Genomic DNA, 18,682 nt, shown 5'->3' on the forward strand with positions numbered 1-18,682 from the left:
TTTCCCTTGCAGCTGTACTCTTCATTGTACCATGGTGGGAAAAGCAGCGACTAGACTTACAAGAAGAACCGTAAAGTCAATGCACATAGGTCATCACTTAGGCAGAAATCATAATAAATGTTCTATTTTTATCTCAAAAAATAAATGCGTGCGAGCCGGTTATACCTTACATCTATTGACATAACTCACTGTTGTGGTATCACTGATACTTTGGAACTATTTCAGGAAGGATTTTGAGATTTTATGTAGAACCATGTACTGTATAAATGTTGAAAAGGAGGATAACTGTGGACATAGTAGCTTCTGAGAAACATGTTTTACTCCCCCTCCCACCTGAGAATGAAATCTTTAGGGAGTCGTTAATAAGACATATTCGAGATTTGTTTAATAAAGATCGAACAAGGATACTAATCGATGGGCAAGGTTCCAGTGGTAAAACAGTCTTACTTTCACAGTTTGTGAGGTATCAAGAAGACAAATGTATTTCATATTTTATTAAGGATAATCATTGGAGTTCAAGTCTCTCATATTTCCTGCTAGAACTTTGTCTTCAAATGCAACAATGCCCCGCAATTTCTTCAATTTTCACCAGAGAGATTTCTCATCAAACGTTACATGAAGAGCATCTAATAAAACAACTCTTTTATCGCATGTATAGAGAGTTACTTGCACACATCAAGAGGACAGGAGAAGGCCCTTATTTTTTCGTTATTGACGGGTTAGATAAAATCAGAAGTAACCCTGGTGTAGAAAATATCTTAAATCATCTACCAGCAGATGATCCAGATGGTATTTTTTTGTTATTAAGCTCAAATGGGCGAAAAGAATTCTTAATTGAGGCAGATGTTGTCCCAATTCAAAATTTTTCACTAGAAGAGACGACGGAATATTTTAATGGGGTACTCGACAAAACCGCTGTCAAGAAATTATTTGAAGTGTCAAAAGGCATGCCTGGGTATCTATCGGATATTATGAAGTCATTAAAAAAATCTGATATTTCAAAATATAATGAAATACTTTCTAACTTACCAAGTACGTATAATAAGCTAATTGAGACAGCATGGAATCAAATTGATATGCAAAACACGGAATTAATCAGTATCCTCTCCGTAATTGTTACTGCTCCTGAACCAATAACTCTTATTGATCTCTCAGAAATTTTGAAAATAGATAAAGAAAAAATACAAAATCATCTCATAACGATTAACTTTATAGAAGTAACAAAAGATACTGAATTAATTGAAATATACAATGTTTACAAGGCCTTTATTTCAGAAAAATTAAAAGATCACACCTATTCAGCTACTCAAAAATTGATTACTTATTATGAGAACAAACAAGTGGAGGATTCAGCCTTAATTCTTCCCAGCTTATACATAAAAAACAATAATTATGATTCCTTAGTCAATTTAATAAGTGTCGAAAATTTAACAAAGATATTAGGTACTCAACGGAATTTTTCTATTATACGTAAAATGATCCGCTCTCTCTCTGAAATGGCATATAGTCGAGAAGATAATCAAAGATTATTTTGGGGGGCACTGACAGAATCATTTTTTAATGAACTAATCTCTAATCCTCCTGCAGTTGAAAACCAAATAAATGCTTTGTTATCTCAAGATAACTTTGAGAATGCAATCCAGTTAGCATACTCTTGTATACTACCTGAAGACCGGTTAATGCTTTTTTCAAAAATTGGTAATGAATTAATAAAGAAAGAACAACCCATACCAATTGAAATATTAAAAACATTAGAAGAATCTGTTGAGCTAATTGATAACACGATTGAATTAACCGAGAATTTAGCAGACAAATTATTGGAAATTTGTGCAGATTTAATAACTGTCCAAACCACACTTGCTCTGAAATTAATTGAAAAAATAGCGGAAGCAAAAGGAACATCCAACCATAAAAACCAGCTAATGGATATATTGTTGACAAATGTTTTGATTAAGGCCGGTCCGGATGATAGTACTACAGAAAAAATTCAATCACAAATAAGTAATGATTCATTAAATGATTTTGCAAAAGCTGCATCGTCAGTTCTTGAAAAGGTTTCTGTAGAAGAGCTATACAAAAAAATTGATCAAATTTCCGACATTTCTGCAAAAATATATTTATTACAATCTTGGTGCAATATGAATAATGAAAGTGAGCAATTATGTGATGTTTTGGCTTATTCGTTAAACTTAATGAAACTAAGTGAAGATTATTCTCCTACTCAATTGCACTTAAGAAGATTTGCTCAATGTCTTCTCCCACAATTGAAGGTGCACAATGAGAGTAAATTAAAACAATTAGTTGACGAGTTTGACCGAATGAAAGAAACAATCATAAAGCATCCAATTGATGAAAATGCACGTCTAGAGTTAATTCTCGCATTAATAATAAAAAGATGGTCTTCAGATGAGGCTACTACTCGATATTATGATGTGTATTTTGGGATAGATAAGATATGTGATATGGATATTCGTTGTTTCGTCATTGTCAGGCTTCTACTTACCTTAAAAGAATTAGCGCCTGATGATCATGAATTGGAGAATGAATTTGTTTCCGAGTTAAGAATTTTTTTCGAAAACTTACTTAATACCTCAGCCGATCATCTTGAGATAACTAAAAAGTTAATTGCTGCTCTAACAAAGTATGATCATAGATTAGCGGCTAATTTTTCAAGTAAACTAAATCGTGCAAGAAGAAGAGATTATGCGTACGGAGAAGTCTTAAGAGCATATACTTCAAATAATCTAAGTGATCATTCAGTAGAGTTTATCTATAGTACATTGGATTTAATAGAAAATAGATCTTACCGCGATTGGGTGTTTGTTCAAATTATTAAGCGATTCACTAGATCAAGAACGAATATGGAGTACTCTGAAAAACTCAGGTATTTAGAAAGAATCCTCTCGATTCAAGACTCCATCGGACGTACTTATGCAATTGCTTTTTTTATAGTTTGGATTCATAAAGATAATATAGAAAAAGTATCTAACTTATTCGAATTTCTTAAAGAATCTTACTTAAAGATTGACTCCTTATGGGAGCAAGTTTCTTGTGGATTCGATGTTTCCAGTGTACTCGCTAAGGCAAATAGAAAATTGTCAATTGAGATTTTTACCATAACAGAAAAACAAAAGAATAGTTCAGTTTTTGCTGATGAACGTGTTACTAATCTGTATATCGAAACTTGTAAGATAATTATCAGAATAGTACCCGATATTTTGAATAGTAAAGACATTGATAAAAGGATAACTTATTGTATAAAAGCCATCTCACAGATACCATCGCTTGCGGAAAGAAGTATCCTTTTAAGCAGCTTGGCCATAAAATGCTTGACATATAATAAAAAGGATTTATTTAATGAGATCTCAACAAAGTTTCTAGCTGAAATGGAGACTTGTAACGATGGTCTAACTATGCAACAAGTAATAATTAATTCAGCACCGCTCCTTTATGAAGTTGAGAGAAACATTTTATTCGACAAATTAAATCTTTTACCGCGTTATTTAAAGGATGTAGCTCTTGATGAGGTTTTAAAATATCTGTTCTGTAAAAGAATACCGATAGATCCTGTAGATATTTCAAACTATCCTACAACACTAAACTTTGCTGAAGCTCTAAAAGTACTTGAAATACTAGATCAAGTACAAACTGACATTGTAATTCATTGCTATATTGAGAAACTGATAGACTCAATCACATTTAGAAAAGATAATAAGTTGAAAACCAACTTTAATGAGAGGCAAGTATTAACAATTGCAGAAAAACTTGTTAATATTGTGAATCAAAAACTACCCGACCTAGTTAACATTACTCACGATGGGTATAAAATTGCATGTAGAATTTCAATTAATAAGCTAAAAGAATCGCTTAAAAACTCAAGTACGTTTAGGGCAAATTCAAGATGGGATCCTATGAATTTATCTTGGGATGAGATTAAGAAGGAAATTATAAATATCCCAAATTTAGCTGATAAAGTTTTCTTGCAGGCAACAGCTGCGGCAGAATCTTATCTCTCAGATAAGAACTTCTCTGAACTTATTATTACAATTGCTGAGAAAGATTTAGAAAACATAACAAATTCCGTGGATAGGGCCGATCGCTTTCATGTAGTTGCGAAATCGTATCACCAAATCTCAAACGAAAAAGCTGCGAAATTTTTATTGGAAGAATCCGTTAAACAATCCAACGCTTTTTCAAGTCAAGACACAAGAGACCAACTCCTGGGTGGTGCAGTCGAATTAGCACATACAATTGATCCTAATTTTGCAAGTAGTTTGGCTACAAATATCGATTCTCCAATGTTTATGACTAAATCACGGGAAAAAATCTTAGCTTTAAATCTTAGAAGTGATCCATCAAAGCTTGATATTTCTCGACGAGAGGAATATCTACCAGTAATTACAAGTGCTTGTACAAAAATACTAAATTCTTTATATTCAGGCAGGGGAGTAGTACAACATGAGAATGTAATATCGAAATGGATGTACTGTTTTTTAGGATATGAATTTGAAACTATTTATAGTATTGCCCTATGGTACGTAGAGAACTCCATACTATCACGAAGTAAATCTTTAAGTAATCCAAAACTTGAAGCCCTCTATTCAGAAACTTTACAATTACTTGATATGATATCAACTATGGGGAATGTAGTTAATAATATTTCAGCAACTACTTCAGAACCTTTATCCTTTTTGGAAAATGTTGCACCAAAAATGCAAACATTCACAATTGGTGAAAGGAATAAAGCTATGGAGTTCTTAAAAGCCTGGTTAACAGAAAATGCAACTGAATATGTGAAAATATATGATGCATATTTTAGTCCGAACGACCTTGAAATAATTAAATTTATTTCACAAAATGTCGATGTAAAGATATTATGCTCATTAAAACAAAAGGACTTAGATTTGACACGGATTCAAGAAAGTTATAAATCTGAATGGAGGAACATCTGCGACCAAACACCACCAGAAACATTAGTTTATATTTTCTCGACTCCTTCTGGGCGTACACCCCAACATGATAGATTTATCGTGACAGACAGAGCCGGGCTTGTCTTAGGTACATCTTTAAATGGTTTAGGAAATCGTGATACCGTTATAAATATCATTGATAAAGAAGAAAAATATAAAATTGAACAACAATTTATAGACGGACTAATTACAAATCCACCTCGATTTGTCGGGGAAGAAAGATTAAATAATAGGACATTTACGTTTGAAATTTAAAATCCTACAACCAATTTTTACACAAGTTGTATCACCAAGGTAAAATTATTTATCTACATCAGTTTGTGTTCATAACGCCTTAAGTAATAAACACAAACTGATGTAAGAATTATAGGTAATTAAAAATTCCAAATGTTATACTATGTCTTTTTTTATTAACCCGAAAATTGCAGCAAATTATGGACCCGTCTTGCAATCCGATAAGATATTCAGCGCCGCAGCACGTGATCCGGCTGCATCCAACTGCTTGAACTTATCCAACTTAGCCCATACTTATGAAAGATCGTTCGGCAGCCACGTCAATCCAATGCTAGAAAAAATATTCGTCCTCGGAGTGGCACGCCTTCTCCTTCCAGTCCTGACTATAATAAGAATTTCGGACATTGTATCAGTACCGCCATACTATCAGTATCGCAATTCAAGCTAATCCACAGATAAGCGCCATCATGCCGGCTCATCAAGCAGACTGGTGAATTCCGGAATTGATTCGCGGTAATACCCTCTGGTTTGCTCGCGTTGTCTGATCTATTTTAACTCCGTGACGACATAGTGGATCCTCTGAATTCTCAGTACTCCAATTTTGATCTCAGGACATCATGTACATACGCGATGGGATATCCGAAAAAATGAATCAAATGTGATCTTCCCATTCAATCCAAAAATTAATCATACACAATTTCGTTCGGCTTCACTTGTTCGGTAAGCTTCAATACCAACGTCGCTTTCTTCGGATCGTATCGGAAGTGATACACATCGATGAAATCTTGCCCCGCCCCGTACCCCCCGGTCAGGATCAGCTCCCCGTCGGCGATCCGCAGGGACTGCTTCGGCAGTTGGCTTATGTTTTTCCAGACAAGATCCGGCTTGAGCTCGAGCGGGATGGGGAACGCTTTGCCGTCGCCGACTCCGAAAAAGTACGTTTCGAGCCCATGGCAGTCGGTATACCGGGGGACATAGTAGTAAATGTCCGTCCCCTCCATTGTGAATTTCTGCATCGTCACTGGAGCATCCCCCGGCTGCACGATTTCGAAATCCACCGGGAACGTCAGGATGTGGGTAGACATTCCGGTCGCCTTGGATTCCCACACCGCCTCATAGTCACCCGCCCAGCGGAGGTCCGTCTCGAGGCCATAGCAGCTTGGAGCTCCCAAGGGTGCGACGCGGGCATGGCTGACGGGTTTGACGAGCAGCCGCCCTTCGGGATGCTTGCCGACGGCCCTAACGGAGGTGTCCGCTTTATCGAGACCAGCCTCCGGAGCTGATGGAACCGGAATCGGCATATATGTAGGAGCTGACGAAGCTGTTGGCGTAGGGATGTGGGCCGTCGGGACCGGCGTCCCTCCATTGGTCTGGTCCGCTGTGCCCCTTCCGCAGCTCGCCAGCCCGAACATGGCTATGAGTAGGGCCATGCGAAGCATGTTAGTCATTTGGATACTCCTTTTGTTCCTCCTGAAGATGTGGAAGCGGCTTGATCAAGCTGACCCGGATCACATCGTCCCAAATGGGCCCCCGTCGAACCGTCCGATAGCCCAGCTTCTCGTTCAACTCGATGACATGCGGATTCGTTTCTTCCGTAGTTTTGCCGCTATGTTCCTCGATTTCTCGTTCCGTCCTATTATGCTGCTCCGAAACGGTGTAGCCGTCAGTCTTCAAATCGATGCGAACCAGAAACGCATGATCCCCCCGATCCGCTCTTCGCAAGTTCAACATCGTGGTGTCTCCCGTCAATTCAGTAGTCCCGTGCGCATGAGGCGCTTGAGCTCTGTGATCTCCTTCAGCCGACTGACCGGCTTCCCGGCCAACTTCTCGTAGAGTGAATGTACGAAAGAAGCTCCAAACTCATGCAGAATCGTACCCATAAACACCTTCTCGAGAAACGTGTCCTCATCCAACTCCAAGGTCAAGCGGAACTCCTGGATCAGCTCGCGGTCACAATCGAATAAATCAAATAGGATCGGTGGATATTCATACTCCGCAGGGGCGAGCTGGCTGTCTGCAAAATCGATGATATGCAACACGCCCTGGGGGTCGATGATCAAATTATCTGCCGTCAGATCCCCATGCACGTAAACGTTCTCCGACCACTCATGCCGCTGAACGAGATCTATGATTTCGGACCGGATCGTGCTTGGGTATCGATTCCATCGCGGGTTACGGGCAACTCTCTCCTGAACGAAGCTTTGCTTCGCGTTTCCTTGCGGCTTGCCGTTCAACTTGTCCAAATTTTGCAACAGGACCTGAACGAACCTCTTTTTCTGCGCCGATGTATAGGATCGAAGAGCACCGCCCGCCGCCTGACCCTCGATATAGTCCATGATCAGATAGCGGAATCTATATTTGTCCTGAATATAGGAAGCGGCCACTACCCGAGGTGTTCGAACGCCCAGTCGGATCGCTCTCTGCATGGATTGCAGCTCCGCTTCATAGTCCTTATCGGTTTGGGCTCCGGATTCTACGGGTGCGAAGAGCTTGATCACATAGCCCCCTGCTCGAAAAACGGCATTCGTGCCGGGCGTCAGCAGGGAAAAAGGCTCGTACTCTCTTAATTGCTCTCGCTTGAATATTTCTTCGATCAGCTCCTGAAAATCCGGCAACGATTGATAGACGGCTCCCCAAGAAGTCCAATCGGTGATCTCTCTGTGAAAGAAGCGGGTCATAGGCTCCCCTTCCGTTCATTCCATTTCTGCAGGACGTAGCGCTTGATCTGCTCTCCTACTTCGGATGGCGGAGCGGCCGTAGTGTCAATAGTTGGCATCGGAGGATTATAGGCAGTCGCTGCATTGGCCAGCAGCCATCGGGCGAACTCCTCATGGGAACGAAGCATTTCATCCGTCCAGGTGGCTCGATCCTCCCGATTGCGAAGCCGATGATTCCGGGTCGCGTCGTCGCAGTGCAAATTAATGAACACCATCTCGCTAAAATGGGAATAAGCATCGCATTTCTCGGCATCCCACGGCATCAGCGTACCGCATATGATCGTCCCTCTACCTGACAGGGCAACAAAACGAGCCACATTTAGCAAAATGTTGAATCGACTCGGATAGTCCAGCAGCTTACCCGTGGAGCCGAACAAATCCAGATCGGTACTTAACACGTCAAACTCCGGCAGGAGCCCCCTTAGCTCGCGCATCACGGTCGTTTTGCCTACACCGCTCGCACCTGTCACGATGAATAACGGCAATTTCCGCTCCATCTGTTACAACTCCTCCCTCATGGAATCCCATGAACTGATTGTCGGCTTGATGCCTAGCCTAGGGAAGGGAAAGTTTCGTTTTAATGATAAGTTTACTTCAGAGAATAGAACCGGTGAATCACTTCCGCTTCTATCTTACCATGTGCCGGTAGAATATAAGTTACAAACATTTTTATCCATCCTGCCAACCAAACGCGCGTAAAAAGGATGAGCAAGATCCACCGGTTACGAAACGTGAATCTTGCTCATCCTTTTTTTAATGCTGCTGTTTTTGCGTTAGCCTTCTGAGCTTTACCCCTGGTAAACAAGACTAACAACCCCAGATTTGAAAGGGATAGCCTCTACTAGTTTGAGGTCAACTCGATGATAGATGTTTTCGGGCTATGACAGCAACTTGACCAATCCTTGAATATAGGATTGCGCATCGGGGCCTCCGAACAGGACCGAATTCATGGAAATGCCGTCGTTATACGCAAGAATTTGCTTGGCGAGTTGATGGCTGTCTTTATCTTGAGATACCCATCCTTGTTCTTTTAACGCATCTATGAAGCTTTCGATCCCGGCAACCCATTCCAGGTACTTCTTTTCAAGAATGCTGCGCATTTCCGGATTTTGTTTGGTTTGCAAGTAGAAATCAACCAATACGAGAATCCAGTTTTGGAAGTTTTCATTTCCTTTCAGCATGTCTTGCAGCCTCATGACACTTATCGTGATGACTTCTTCAAGCGTCGTCGTTTCGGGACGATACTGTTTCGGCGTTTCCGTCCAGCCGGTGCTTAATTGCTGACGATACTCCAGTATATGAAGGAATAGCTGTTCCTTGCTCTCGAAGTGACCGTAAAAAGCCCCATTCGTTTGCCCGGTTAGCCCGACGATATCCCCAATCGTCGTAGCCGCGAATCCTTTCTCCAAAAAACACTTATCCGCCGCCTCGATGAGCTTTCGATAAGTAGCTTCTCTTTTTAGCTGGAACTTATTTTTTTTCAAAACGAACGCCCCTATAAGTATAGAATTCATGCAGGTTCCCTGGTCATAGTCCCTGCATCATGATTGTATCCGAATTCTGCAACCAACACCACTCGCTGGAACGGCCGATCAAGAAGCAGCCCGTGGCTCGAGCAGCTGTAAGTGCGTGCACGTGACAGTAGTGGCTGAAGGCTTAGTCACACGCGCGACAACTTCATATACCACCTTTCATTGAACCCGGCTTGCCGGCGGAACAGACGCTGCTTGCGCTTGTCGAATACCCGGTAGCCCAGCCGTTCATAGAGGCGAATCGCGGTTGCATTCGTGTCCACCACTTCCAGGATAAATTCCGTATAGGGCAAAGTTTCGAGGATGTACGTCTGCAAAGCGTAGGCAATGCCCTTCCCCCGTGCCTCCGGAGCCGTCGCCACCGACTCGATGTAGCATTGATGGTCCGAGATCGAGAGCGGCCGCTCCAGCTCTTGGCTTAAGAATGAGAAGATCAGCCATCCGCGGAATCGGCCGAAGGCGGTTTGCAGCAGTGGCTTTCGAATGCGAATGGACCGTTTCCTGTTCGTCGAGAACGCCGTAATGCCCACAATCCGGCCATCCTCCATCGCGACGAAAAACTGCTCGGGCACTAGCGCATGCTCGAACGCCCGGATCAAGGCTTCTTTATCGGAAGAGAACATTTTCAGATGTTGGTAAAAGCCTTCCACAAAAACCCGCGCAGCCTCCTTGAGCGCCGTTTCCTCCAGCTCGGACAGCCTCCGCATCTGGAGCGGTTCTCTTGCTCCCTGTTCCATTCACCTTCAACCTCCTCTGGCGTCTCTTCTGAAATAATTCGGCAAAAGCGGTGCTCCTTCCTCTCTATGTGTACTATAATAGACATATCGAAAAACTAGGAGAATCTGCCATGAACATTATCGAACTGCCGATCGGGTTGATTGACGAGGATACGGACCAGCCCCGTTATCAATTCGATGAGACGGCGCTGCAAGAGCTGATGAACAGCATCGCCGAGCTGGGTCTGCTGTCTCCGATCAAAGTCAGAGCGACTTCCAACGGACGTTACAAAATTATATACGGCAACCGGCGATTTAAAGCCGTCTCCACGCTAAACCGGCCCACGATCCCTTGTATTATCTCCCAAGCGACTGACGATATGGAGATCTATCTGGAGCAGATCGCCGAGAACTTGACCCGTGAGGGGTTCTCCCCGATCGAAGAGGCGGAGGCGTTCCACAAGCTGCTGCACGATCCGAAATTCAGCAGCTCGGTCAAGTTCCTCTCAAGCAAGCTAGGCAAGCCGGAGGCATTCATCAAGAACAAGGTCGAGCTGCTCAAATTCGGCCAGGCCGTACGTAAGCTCATCGTGAGCGGATCGGAGATTCGCAAGGACAAGCTGACCGAGGAGCAGTTGCTGCCGCTCAAGGATCTCGCCATCGAACATCGGGACCCGCTCGCGCTAATCATCGCCCGGGACGAGATGCCGGTCAGCGACGCCAAGAAGCTGGCGAACCTGTTCAAGGCGACGGACATCTCGGACAATACGAAGGGCAAGCTGCTGCTGAAGACGGGACGCGACCTGCTGGAGACTTGGTATACGTACAAGCAGAACAAGGCGGAGCGGGAAAAGGAGATCAAGCCGAAAGCGGGGGCCAAGGCGGCGGCCAAGGCGGACAAGCCGGCGGTGGAGGCTGCCGGAGCGGGCGGTGCAGCCGGCGAGGCAGCGGCAAGCCCGGCGGCGGGCGGCGCGGGCGCGACGGCGGCAAGCCCGGCGGCGGGCGGCGCGGGCGCGACGGCGGCAAGCCCGGCGGCGGGCGGCGCGGGCCAAGCCGGCGCGAGCACCGCCGCCGCGCAGAGCGGCTCGGCCGTGCCAGGCGCAGCCAGGCTCGCGGACGAGCTCGCCGCCGAAGTGCGCGAGCTGCTCTCGCAGCTGCCCCCGCGCAGCCCGCTGAAGCCGGAGCTGCTGGGCGCCTACGCCGACATGGAAGCCTCGGCGCAGGCACGGCTCATGCGCGACGTAGAAGCGCTCATCGACACCCTCGAGTTCCATCTCGCGGAGTGGAAGGCGTTCCGGGCGCGAGATTAGCCCGATCCAAACAATCGCCGGTCTATCCCCGCGCGCTGTTGATGTGTGTGTTCCAGTTAAGTAACGATGATGTAAATGATCCGCTGACAATTACTTGCCGGCGGATTTTATTTTTCGGAAATTTTCATTTGTTAGATTCAGCGAAAGTACCCGGTCTTAGTAATATAGCCGATAATGAGAGGACAACGACAATTGAACGGACATGGAAATGAAGTACATTCAATGGACGAACATTTGCTGGTGACAAGAGCCCGGGAGGGCGACGAAGCGGCGTTTACGGAGCTGGTACAGCGGCATCGCTCAAGGGCGCTTGGCTGGGCCAAGTCTATTATGACCGATCACCATATTGCCGAGGATGTCGTGCAGGAGGCGCTCATACGAGCATTCGTTCACCTTGGAAAGCTGGTCGACATCAGCAGCTTTCTCCCATGGTTGCAACGGATCGTTCGTAATCAGGCACTGAACAAGGTCAACCTGATCTATCGCAAAATGGAACGAAACTTTTCCGACCTGGCATCGGAACGGCAAGCATCGGCGCGTTCGCAAGCAGACGGTCTGGACAGCTTGCTGAATCATTTGGCGAAGCCTGACATTCTCGCGGCGCAAGTGTACGCTGACCCTGAGCAAAAAATGCTGTACAACGACCTTATTGCGATGATTCAGTCTTGTCTTTCGTATCTGAGCAGGAAGGAACGCGCCATCTTCGAAGCGCATTTTTATCAGCAGCTGTCGGCCAAGGAAATCGCCGATCTTCTGGAAACCACAACGGCGAATGTATACATGTCCCTGTCTCGTTCCCGGCAGAAGCTCATGAAAGAGCTTAACCGCGAAACCTCTCTTGCGGTGAATAAAGCTAAGAAGGAGCCGAGTATGCGACAAGCTAAGCTCAAACCGCCACAGTTTCAAAAGGCGGATATCAGACAATGGAACTGGATGCAATCGTTCGTTCACTGTACGTATCATTTACTTCAGTACGCAGGCAAACCTTTCACACTGACGGAAGTAACCGCTCTGTTCGGTGCCGCATTCCAGATTAATGTCAAGGCAAACAACATCGACATTTCGGGACCGGGTATGTTTGATTGGGATACGTTTTTTACAAACGGCCTTGCGAATTTAGGATTTCATTCTTCGTATTTAGACGTTTATGGATTCAACCTCAACCCCGGAAGGGCCGTTCATGATCCGGAATACGCGCAAAAATTGATGGATTTCCATGAGCGCGCACTGTACATGATTCGGCAAACCGTAGACCGGGGTTATCCTGCCATAGTGTTTGACGTGTTCGAACGAGAATTTGCCTTGGTTTACGGGTATGAGGATCGGAATCAGAAATTATACGCGGCTGACGGCAAAGGTCATCATATGCTGGATTACGCGAGGCTGGGCCGCGGTAAGTCGGCTCATCTATATGTTATCGCGATCGATGGGGCATTCGAGATTGATGCGAAAGTTGCGATTAGGCGGCTGATGAAGAGAGTCGTTATGCATGCAAGAGGATCGGAAGAAACATTCAAACCCGCCTATGTCAACGGTTTAGAGGCTTACGATGCCTGGATTAACACATTTCTTCAGCGGACAACGGACGAACTCGGCAATGCGGCTAACCTCCTCGTCGTAGGTGACGGGCGCTCCGCGGCGGGCCGGTTTTTCCGGGAATGGGGAGATTCTCGAATCTTAGAAGGAGACGCTTGGCTTGCGGGAATAGTCACGGAAATCGCAGGAAGATATGAAGCGGTGGTAGCCAGTTTTGATAAGTTGCGCATCATGTTTCCATACCCTGCAGGCGGCACACCGAAAGACCCGGTTCAGGCCGACACCGCTGCTCACCTACTTCAGCAGGCGAAGAAGGATGAATTAACCGCGATCGAGCAGATGGAGGCTGTCTTGCAACAAATGGACATCGTTGAAGGGAAGATGGAGCCGGAGATTGTCGAACTCAATCCCTTCCATGCGTTTCACGTATCGGACGAACCGCCTGTGCTAGATCCAAACGGCGAAACGCAATATGAAGTGGAAGCCGTATTTGTGTTTTGTCACGATTTGAAGCAATCCATTCACTTCTATAGCCGCTTGTTTGATGTACCGATCATGTCAGGGTCTTTCGACAGCGCGTTTTATGTGTTCCGATTACCGGAAGGGCCGCGCATCGTGCTTCACGATCTTCGATGCAGTCTGGAGCGCCCCCGATACATGCTGGTGAGCTCCGATATCCGATCCTCTTATGATACAGTCCGGTCTCTTGGCTGTGAAATGCCGATGACGCTCGAGAAAACACCGATAGGCATGTATCACTTCGTCTATCGGACGTTGGACGGCCATAACATACTGATCGCAAGTAAATCTCTGGCTCATTACCCTTCCACCGAAGGCCTGCATTCGCAAAGCGTGTTTAAGGGCTGCGATCCTGGTATTGAAGCCAAGCTCCTCCTTAATCATCCGAAACCATTGCATAGGACTACCGAACCCCTGTTCAATCTGACGGTGAGAGATGCGTCTGTGGCGCAGCATCATTTGACAGTATGCGGTCTGCTGACCCACCGGGGTACAGGGAGCGAAAGCAAGGAATTCACAGTCTTTACCGACCCGGACGGCCATCGCATTGGATGGCGAAGTTAGCTGAAAATCTAACATGATTTGGAGGGATGGGTTTGAGGACGGATATAACGAATTGGATGCCACTATCTGTGTCGGAAATAAATAAAATTTTTTCTGTCATTCCGATACGTTGGTGTATTGCCGGGGGTTGGGCATTAGACTTGCATCTGCGTAAACAAACTAGGGAGCATAGTGATATTGATGTTATTATTACTCGGGAAGAGCAATTAATCGCGTATCAGTATTTAAATCGTCATTGGATGTTATACAGGGCTGAGAATGGCAAGCTTAGTCTTTGGGAAGATGGAGAGTATTTGAGCTCGACAAATGATGTATGGGTTAGTAAGAGCGACGGGGCGCCTTGGGCATTTCAACTCATGATCATCGATACCGAAGGAGATTGTTGGACTTATAAGAGAGATAAATCCATTAGAAGGCCACTGGCTGATATTATTTTGCAAACTGCTGATGGCATCCCTTATTTGAGACCCGAAATCCAACTCCTCCATAAAGCAGGCGGTTCGAAAGTACGGGAGAAGGATTATAAAGATTTCCAAACCATGCTGCCGTCCCTTCTGCAACAAGAAAAAGCATGGCTGAAAGCTTCTTTAAACCGGCAGTTTCCGGAAGGCCATGACTGGGTCAAATTTTTGTAAATTATACTATTATGTCGAGCCGTCCGGCGGATTTCCCGTCGAACGGCTTTTTACTCTAACCCGACAACTGCATGTACTCGTCCGGCTTGATGCCCACGTACCGGACGAAAGCGCGCTTGAACGAGTACGCGTGCTCGTAGCCGACCAGCTGGGCGATTTGCGCGACCTCGCTTTTTCGCTCGCGCAGCAGCTCCTTGGCCCGTTCCATTCGCAGCCGGCACAAATAATCGTAAAAGTTGATCCCGGTCACTTCCTTGAACGTCTTGGACACGCCCGATACCGACATGTGGAACAATTCCGCCAGCTTCTTGAGCGACATATCCGGACTCGTATAATGCTGGTTAATATATTGCAGCAGGCGGCTGCCCAGCTCCATCTCGGTCGAGGTGTTGGCGTAGCGCACCCGCTCGCAGATCAAGGTACCCACCTCGTACACATACCCCCACAGCTCGTCGGCATTGCCCTCCCTCGACTTGCTGGCGAACTGCTTCGCATACAAGTCCGCGTCGATATTCAGCTCGTGAAGCACGCGCAGCATCGTCTCCATAAGGGAGGACACCAGCTTTGCGACTCCGCTGCCGGAGAGCTCGCGGCGCACGTTCTCCGCCCGGATCTCGTCGACGATTTGAACCCACGTATCCAGATTGCCGATCTTCAGGTTGTTGATCAGCTGCACTTCCCAATCTGTCGGGTAATAGTACTCGAGCGAAGGCGAGCCTTCCTCGACATCCTGAGGATGGCGCTTGGAGAACAGCAGATGATGGAGGCGCTGGCTGGCCGTATAGTACGATTTGCTGATGCCCAGCAGCCCCCGCTCGATCGTCCCGCACAGCACCTCGGGCCGGATGCCGCAGCTCTGCCGAATTTCCTCCATCATCTCTTCCGCGATAGCCGACATGACACGCTCGTCGCCGAACGGCTGCCCGGACGAGACGATGACCGCCTTCTCCACATTCGTCACCTCGAACAACTGGTAATCCAGCTGCCGGCGGCCCATTGTCTTTTCCGCGACCATAAAGGTGATAATTTCGATTTTCTTGATCGTTTCCCGGTCCAACCCAACGTACACGGCATGGAAGTCGATCAACAGCGTGCAGTAGTGCATCTCGTCCGTATAACGAAGGCCCAACTCGTTCATCCGGGTCGTCTGGTGCTCGTCTTGAAAATAACCTTTCAACAAACGCAGCAGCATATTGAAGCGGGCCGTGCTCTTGTACTCGGTCAGCGTGTGCTGCAGCGACTCGTTCTCGCTCAACAGCCGGTCGATCGATTTCTCGATGAGCCTGTATTCCGAGAGGCGGCCGGCTCCGTCGCGAGCCGGGTCGACCTTGACGACGCTGGCCAGCTTGCCCAGCAGGACACCGAGCGGCCGGTAGCTCACCTTGGCGAACATGTACGCCGACACCGTGCCGACGACGATAGAGACAAGGGCGGCGATCAGCGAGGCCAGCATGCTGTGAATGTCGATCACACGCTCGTTGGCGTACGTCAGCACATACTTCCATTCGCTGACCTGGGAGGTGTGGACGAACGTCTCCGCTTCCCGCTGACCGAGAACCGGTCCGCTCGCGAACACGGCCGATCCGTGGTCGGTCACGGCCAACTCCGCCGGCCCCGTCCCGCCGACGTATTGCCGGAGGTAGGAAGCCAGATACGAGCTGTCGATGAACAGCGCGAGCACGGCCCGCGGGCGGTTCACCAGCTCCAGGCTTTGCAGCACGGGGATGACGCTTCTCGGCTGGTCCCATACCTGGATCTCCACCTGCGGCATCACCTTGAAGATCTGATATTCCACCGCTTCCGCGAACAACGCGTCACGCGAGCCAGGGGTGAGGGAAGCGACGGCGTCGAAAAAGTAATCGTCGTCGAAGTTCCCCCAAGGGGAAACGACTCGCGACTTGCCTGGATACAGGATGGCCGCGAAGGAGAGGATGCCCGGCCCGGTGGCGGCATTCAAGAGATCTTTGCGCATCTCGAGATCCTTCAAAAGATCGAATTCGCCTTCGTATACGTTTGCCTCCAGCATCAGCTTCTTGACCCAAGCTTCATCGGCGAATACTTCCCCGATGCGCTTGAGCTCCTTCAGCTTATTGTCGGCCGCTTCCGCGATCCGGCGGGCGTCCGCTTCGTGCTTCCCGTGCATTTCCCGCTGTTCCTCCGACATGTTCTTGGCCAGATTGATCGCACAGAAGATGAGAATCGGGATAATCAGGATCGCGGTATACGACAGAAACGTTTTCCGGAACAGGCTGCCGCTGTAACGGTATCCGGGCATCGCTCATACCTCCGTTTCAAGCTTATTTGACGCTGTTGTACCGGTCGTGCAGCTGCTGATCGATCTCGAGGAGCTGATCGAGGCCCATCTTCTTCAAATCAGCGATGTACGTGTCCCAGGCGTCGAGCGACTTTTGCCCCAGCGCCAGCTTCGTTGCGAGCTCGGTTGAGTAGGTCGTCAAGTTCGTCAAAATTTTCGTCTTGTTCTCGAGCTGCTTGTCATCCGGGATGGCCAAATAATTTTGGTTCATATTGACGAAATACGGCTTGTAATTCATCACTTTCAGCTCATGCTCGGCCTTGTACTTGGGGACCTGGTTCAGCTCGAACTCAAGGTTGGCCTTCTGCACGCGCGGGAACACGGTATCGCCGAACAGCTGCCGGCCCGCGACCTTGCCCGATTTGGCATTGTCCTCGTCTTTGCCTTGATTGATAAACAGCTTCGTGCCACTTGCGTCCTTTTGGTACGTCAACCCTTCGATGCCCCAGTATAGCAGGTCGGCGTATTTATCGGAATAGATCATGTCGAAGAAGCGGATTGCGGCAGCCGGATCTTTGGCGTCCTTCGTAATCGCGTATTTCTGCCACACGAGATGAGGAGGCTCCAGCTGCGCGGCCGGCGTGATCCCCTCGACCGCCTTGAGCGGCATGAGCGGCAACAATTCGCCCCCTCCCTTGATCGTCGCCTCATGGCCCATGCCGAGATTGTATTCCTGGATGGAACCGACTTTATTCTCCGTGATCTTTTGCTGGATTTGCTCGGCCTTGGCGCCGATGAGGCTCGTGTCGAGCACACCCGCCTTAACCAACTGTTGGATGTAGGTGAAATAAGCTTTTACGCCTTCCTGGTACCAGGGGGAGACCACCTTCTTATTCTCCACGTCCACCGCCGTGATGTCGGTTCCGAGGCCGAACCACTGAGCGATTGCACCTGAGAAATTCGAGGGATCGTAGACGAGCACCTCATCCTGCTGGCCGTTACCATTCGCATCCCGGTCGCGGAACGCCTTGAGCGTATCCAGATATTCCTTCGCCGTCGTCGGCACCGGCAAGTTCAGCTTATCCAGCCAATCCTTCCGGATGTTGATCGTGAGAGCGACGGGCGCCAGCTCCTTCTCTTTGTACGTTTTGATATGCAGGTTGCTGAACCAGTACATTTTGCCGTCCGGGGACGTCGTCGATTTCTTCGCGAACGGGAACGCCTCGTTGTACATTTTCTTGATATTGCCGTTGTCGTACTTGTCGATCAGGGCGTTCAGATCGAGGATGACCCCTTGCTTGGCCAGGTTCAGCAGCGTCGTATTGTCAAGCGCGGACACGTTGACGATATCCGGCAGCTTGCTCCCGGACGCCATCCTCGTCTTGATCACGACATTGTACTGCTCGCTCGGCACCAGCTCGTACTCGGGCTGCAAGCCCGCTTCGTCCAGCATCGATTGGATTTGTTTCCAGACCGGGTAATTCTCGCGATCGTCGAACTTGATATACTTATTCGTGCCGGCCGGCCCGAGCAAGCTCAGCTTCGCCTTGTCCTTAGCGGCGGTTGGGCTCGCGCTTGGGTCCGACTCCGGTTTTTTGTCGCTGCAGGCGGCGAGCGATACGGTCAATGCGGCGGCAAGCGTCACCGCGCTCCATTTTTTCATTGGTAACATTGGGAAATCCTCCTCTGTAAGCG

At 47.5% G+C, this 18,682-nt stretch carries 12 protein-coding genes; 4 read left to right on the plus strand and 8 right to left on the minus strand.

From position 1 onward, the window contains the following. Positions 1 to 287 precede the first annotated feature (287 nt). Positions 288 to 5,225 (plus strand): P-loop domain-containing protein, encoded by a 4,938-nt coding sequence (locus tag ACI5FR_RS00370; protein ID WP_405448806.1) that lies wholly within the window; start codon positions 288 to 290, stop codon positions 5,223 to 5,225. A 662-nt stretch (positions 5,226 to 5,887) separates the two neighbouring features. Here ACI5FR_RS00370 and ACI5FR_RS00375 read toward each other — a convergent pair. The 6 genes from ACI5FR_RS00375 to ACI5FR_RS00400 form a co-directional block, all read right to left on the minus strand. Beyond that, positions 5,888 to 6,652 carry a hypothetical protein gene (locus ACI5FR_RS00375; RefSeq protein WP_405448809.1) on the minus strand — a complete coding sequence of 255 codons (765 nt, stop codon included), beginning with the start codon at positions 6,650 to 6,652 and terminating at the stop codon, positions 5,888 to 5,890. Further along, positions 6,645 to 6,935, minus strand: a complete 291-nt coding sequence (locus tag ACI5FR_RS00380) for a hypothetical protein (protein WP_405448812.1) — start codon at positions 6,933 to 6,935, stop codon at positions 6,645 to 6,647. The genes ACI5FR_RS00375 and ACI5FR_RS00380 overlap by 8 nt, the downstream gene beginning before the upstream one ends. A 14-nt stretch (positions 6,936 to 6,949) precedes the next feature. Then, the gene (locus ACI5FR_RS00385) at positions 6,950 to 7,882 is read right to left on the minus strand and encodes a phosphotransferase family protein (protein ID WP_405448814.1); all 933 of its coding nucleotides are present in this window, start codon (positions 7,880 to 7,882) and stop codon (positions 6,950 to 6,952) included. After that, the gene (locus ACI5FR_RS00390) at positions 7,879 to 8,418 is read right to left on the minus strand and encodes a P-loop nucleotide/nucleoside kinase family protein (RefSeq protein ID WP_405448816.1); all 540 of its coding nucleotides are present in this window, start codon (positions 8,416 to 8,418) and stop codon (positions 7,879 to 7,881) included. The genes ACI5FR_RS00385 and ACI5FR_RS00390 overlap by 4 nt, the downstream gene beginning before the upstream one ends. A gap of 381 nt (positions 8,419 to 8,799) precedes the next feature. After that, positions 8,800 to 9,405 carry a TetR/AcrR family transcriptional regulator gene (locus ACI5FR_RS00395; RefSeq protein WP_405448819.1) on the minus strand — a complete coding sequence of 202 codons (606 nt, stop codon included), beginning with the start codon at positions 9,403 to 9,405 and terminating at the stop codon, positions 8,800 to 8,802. Between the two features lie 176 nt (positions 9,406 to 9,581). Further along, a complete protein-coding gene (locus ACI5FR_RS00400) occupies positions 9,582 to 10,190 on the minus strand; it encodes a GNAT family N-acetyltransferase (protein ID WP_405448821.1) in 609 nt (202 codons plus the stop codon). Between the two features lie 110 nt (positions 10,191 to 10,300). On the opposite strand from ACI5FR_RS00400, the gene ACI5FR_RS00405 reads away from it, so the two are divergent. The 3 genes from ACI5FR_RS00405 to ACI5FR_RS00415 all read left to right on the plus strand — a co-directional run bounded on the left by ACI5FR_RS00405 (position 10,301) and on the right by ACI5FR_RS00415 (position 14,733). Then, the gene (locus ACI5FR_RS00405; RefSeq protein ID WP_405448824.1) at positions 10,301 to 11,479 is read left to right on the plus strand and encodes a ParB/RepB/Spo0J family partition protein; all 1,179 of its coding nucleotides are present in this window, start codon (positions 10,301 to 10,303) and stop codon (positions 11,477 to 11,479) included. Between the two features lie 222 nt (positions 11,480 to 11,701). Then, complete coding sequence (locus ACI5FR_RS00410) at positions 11,702 to 14,098, plus strand: sigma-70 family RNA polymerase sigma factor (RefSeq protein ID WP_405448826.1); 2,397 nt, start codon at positions 11,702 to 11,704, stop codon at positions 14,096 to 14,098. 26 nt (positions 14,099 to 14,124) lie between these two features. After that, positions 14,125 to 14,733, plus strand: a complete 609-nt coding sequence (locus ACI5FR_RS00415) for a nucleotidyltransferase domain-containing protein (protein WP_405448829.1) — start codon at positions 14,125 to 14,127, stop codon at positions 14,731 to 14,733. Positions 14,734 to 14,788: 55 nt separating this feature from the next. On the opposite strand, the gene ACI5FR_RS00420 is transcribed toward ACI5FR_RS00415, so the two are convergent. Both ACI5FR_RS00420 and ACI5FR_RS00425 read right to left on the minus strand, forming a co-directional pair. Next, positions 14,789 to 17,008, minus strand: coding sequence for a helix-turn-helix transcriptional regulator (locus ACI5FR_RS00420; protein ID WP_405448831.1), 2,220 nt, complete (start codon positions 17,006 to 17,008; stop codon positions 14,789 to 14,791). Positions 17,009 to 17,030: 22 nt separating this feature from the next. Beyond that, on the minus strand, positions 17,031 to 18,659 hold the full coding sequence (locus ACI5FR_RS00425; RefSeq protein WP_405448834.1) for an extracellular solute-binding protein: 1,629 nt from the start codon (positions 18,657 to 18,659) through the stop codon (positions 17,031 to 17,033). Positions 18,660 to 18,682 lie beyond the last annotated feature (23 nt).

The organism is Paenibacillus sp. HJGM_3 (assembly GCF_045062745.1).
Lineage (GTDB): Bacteria > Bacillota > Bacilli > Paenibacillales > NBRC-103111 > Paenibacillus_AA.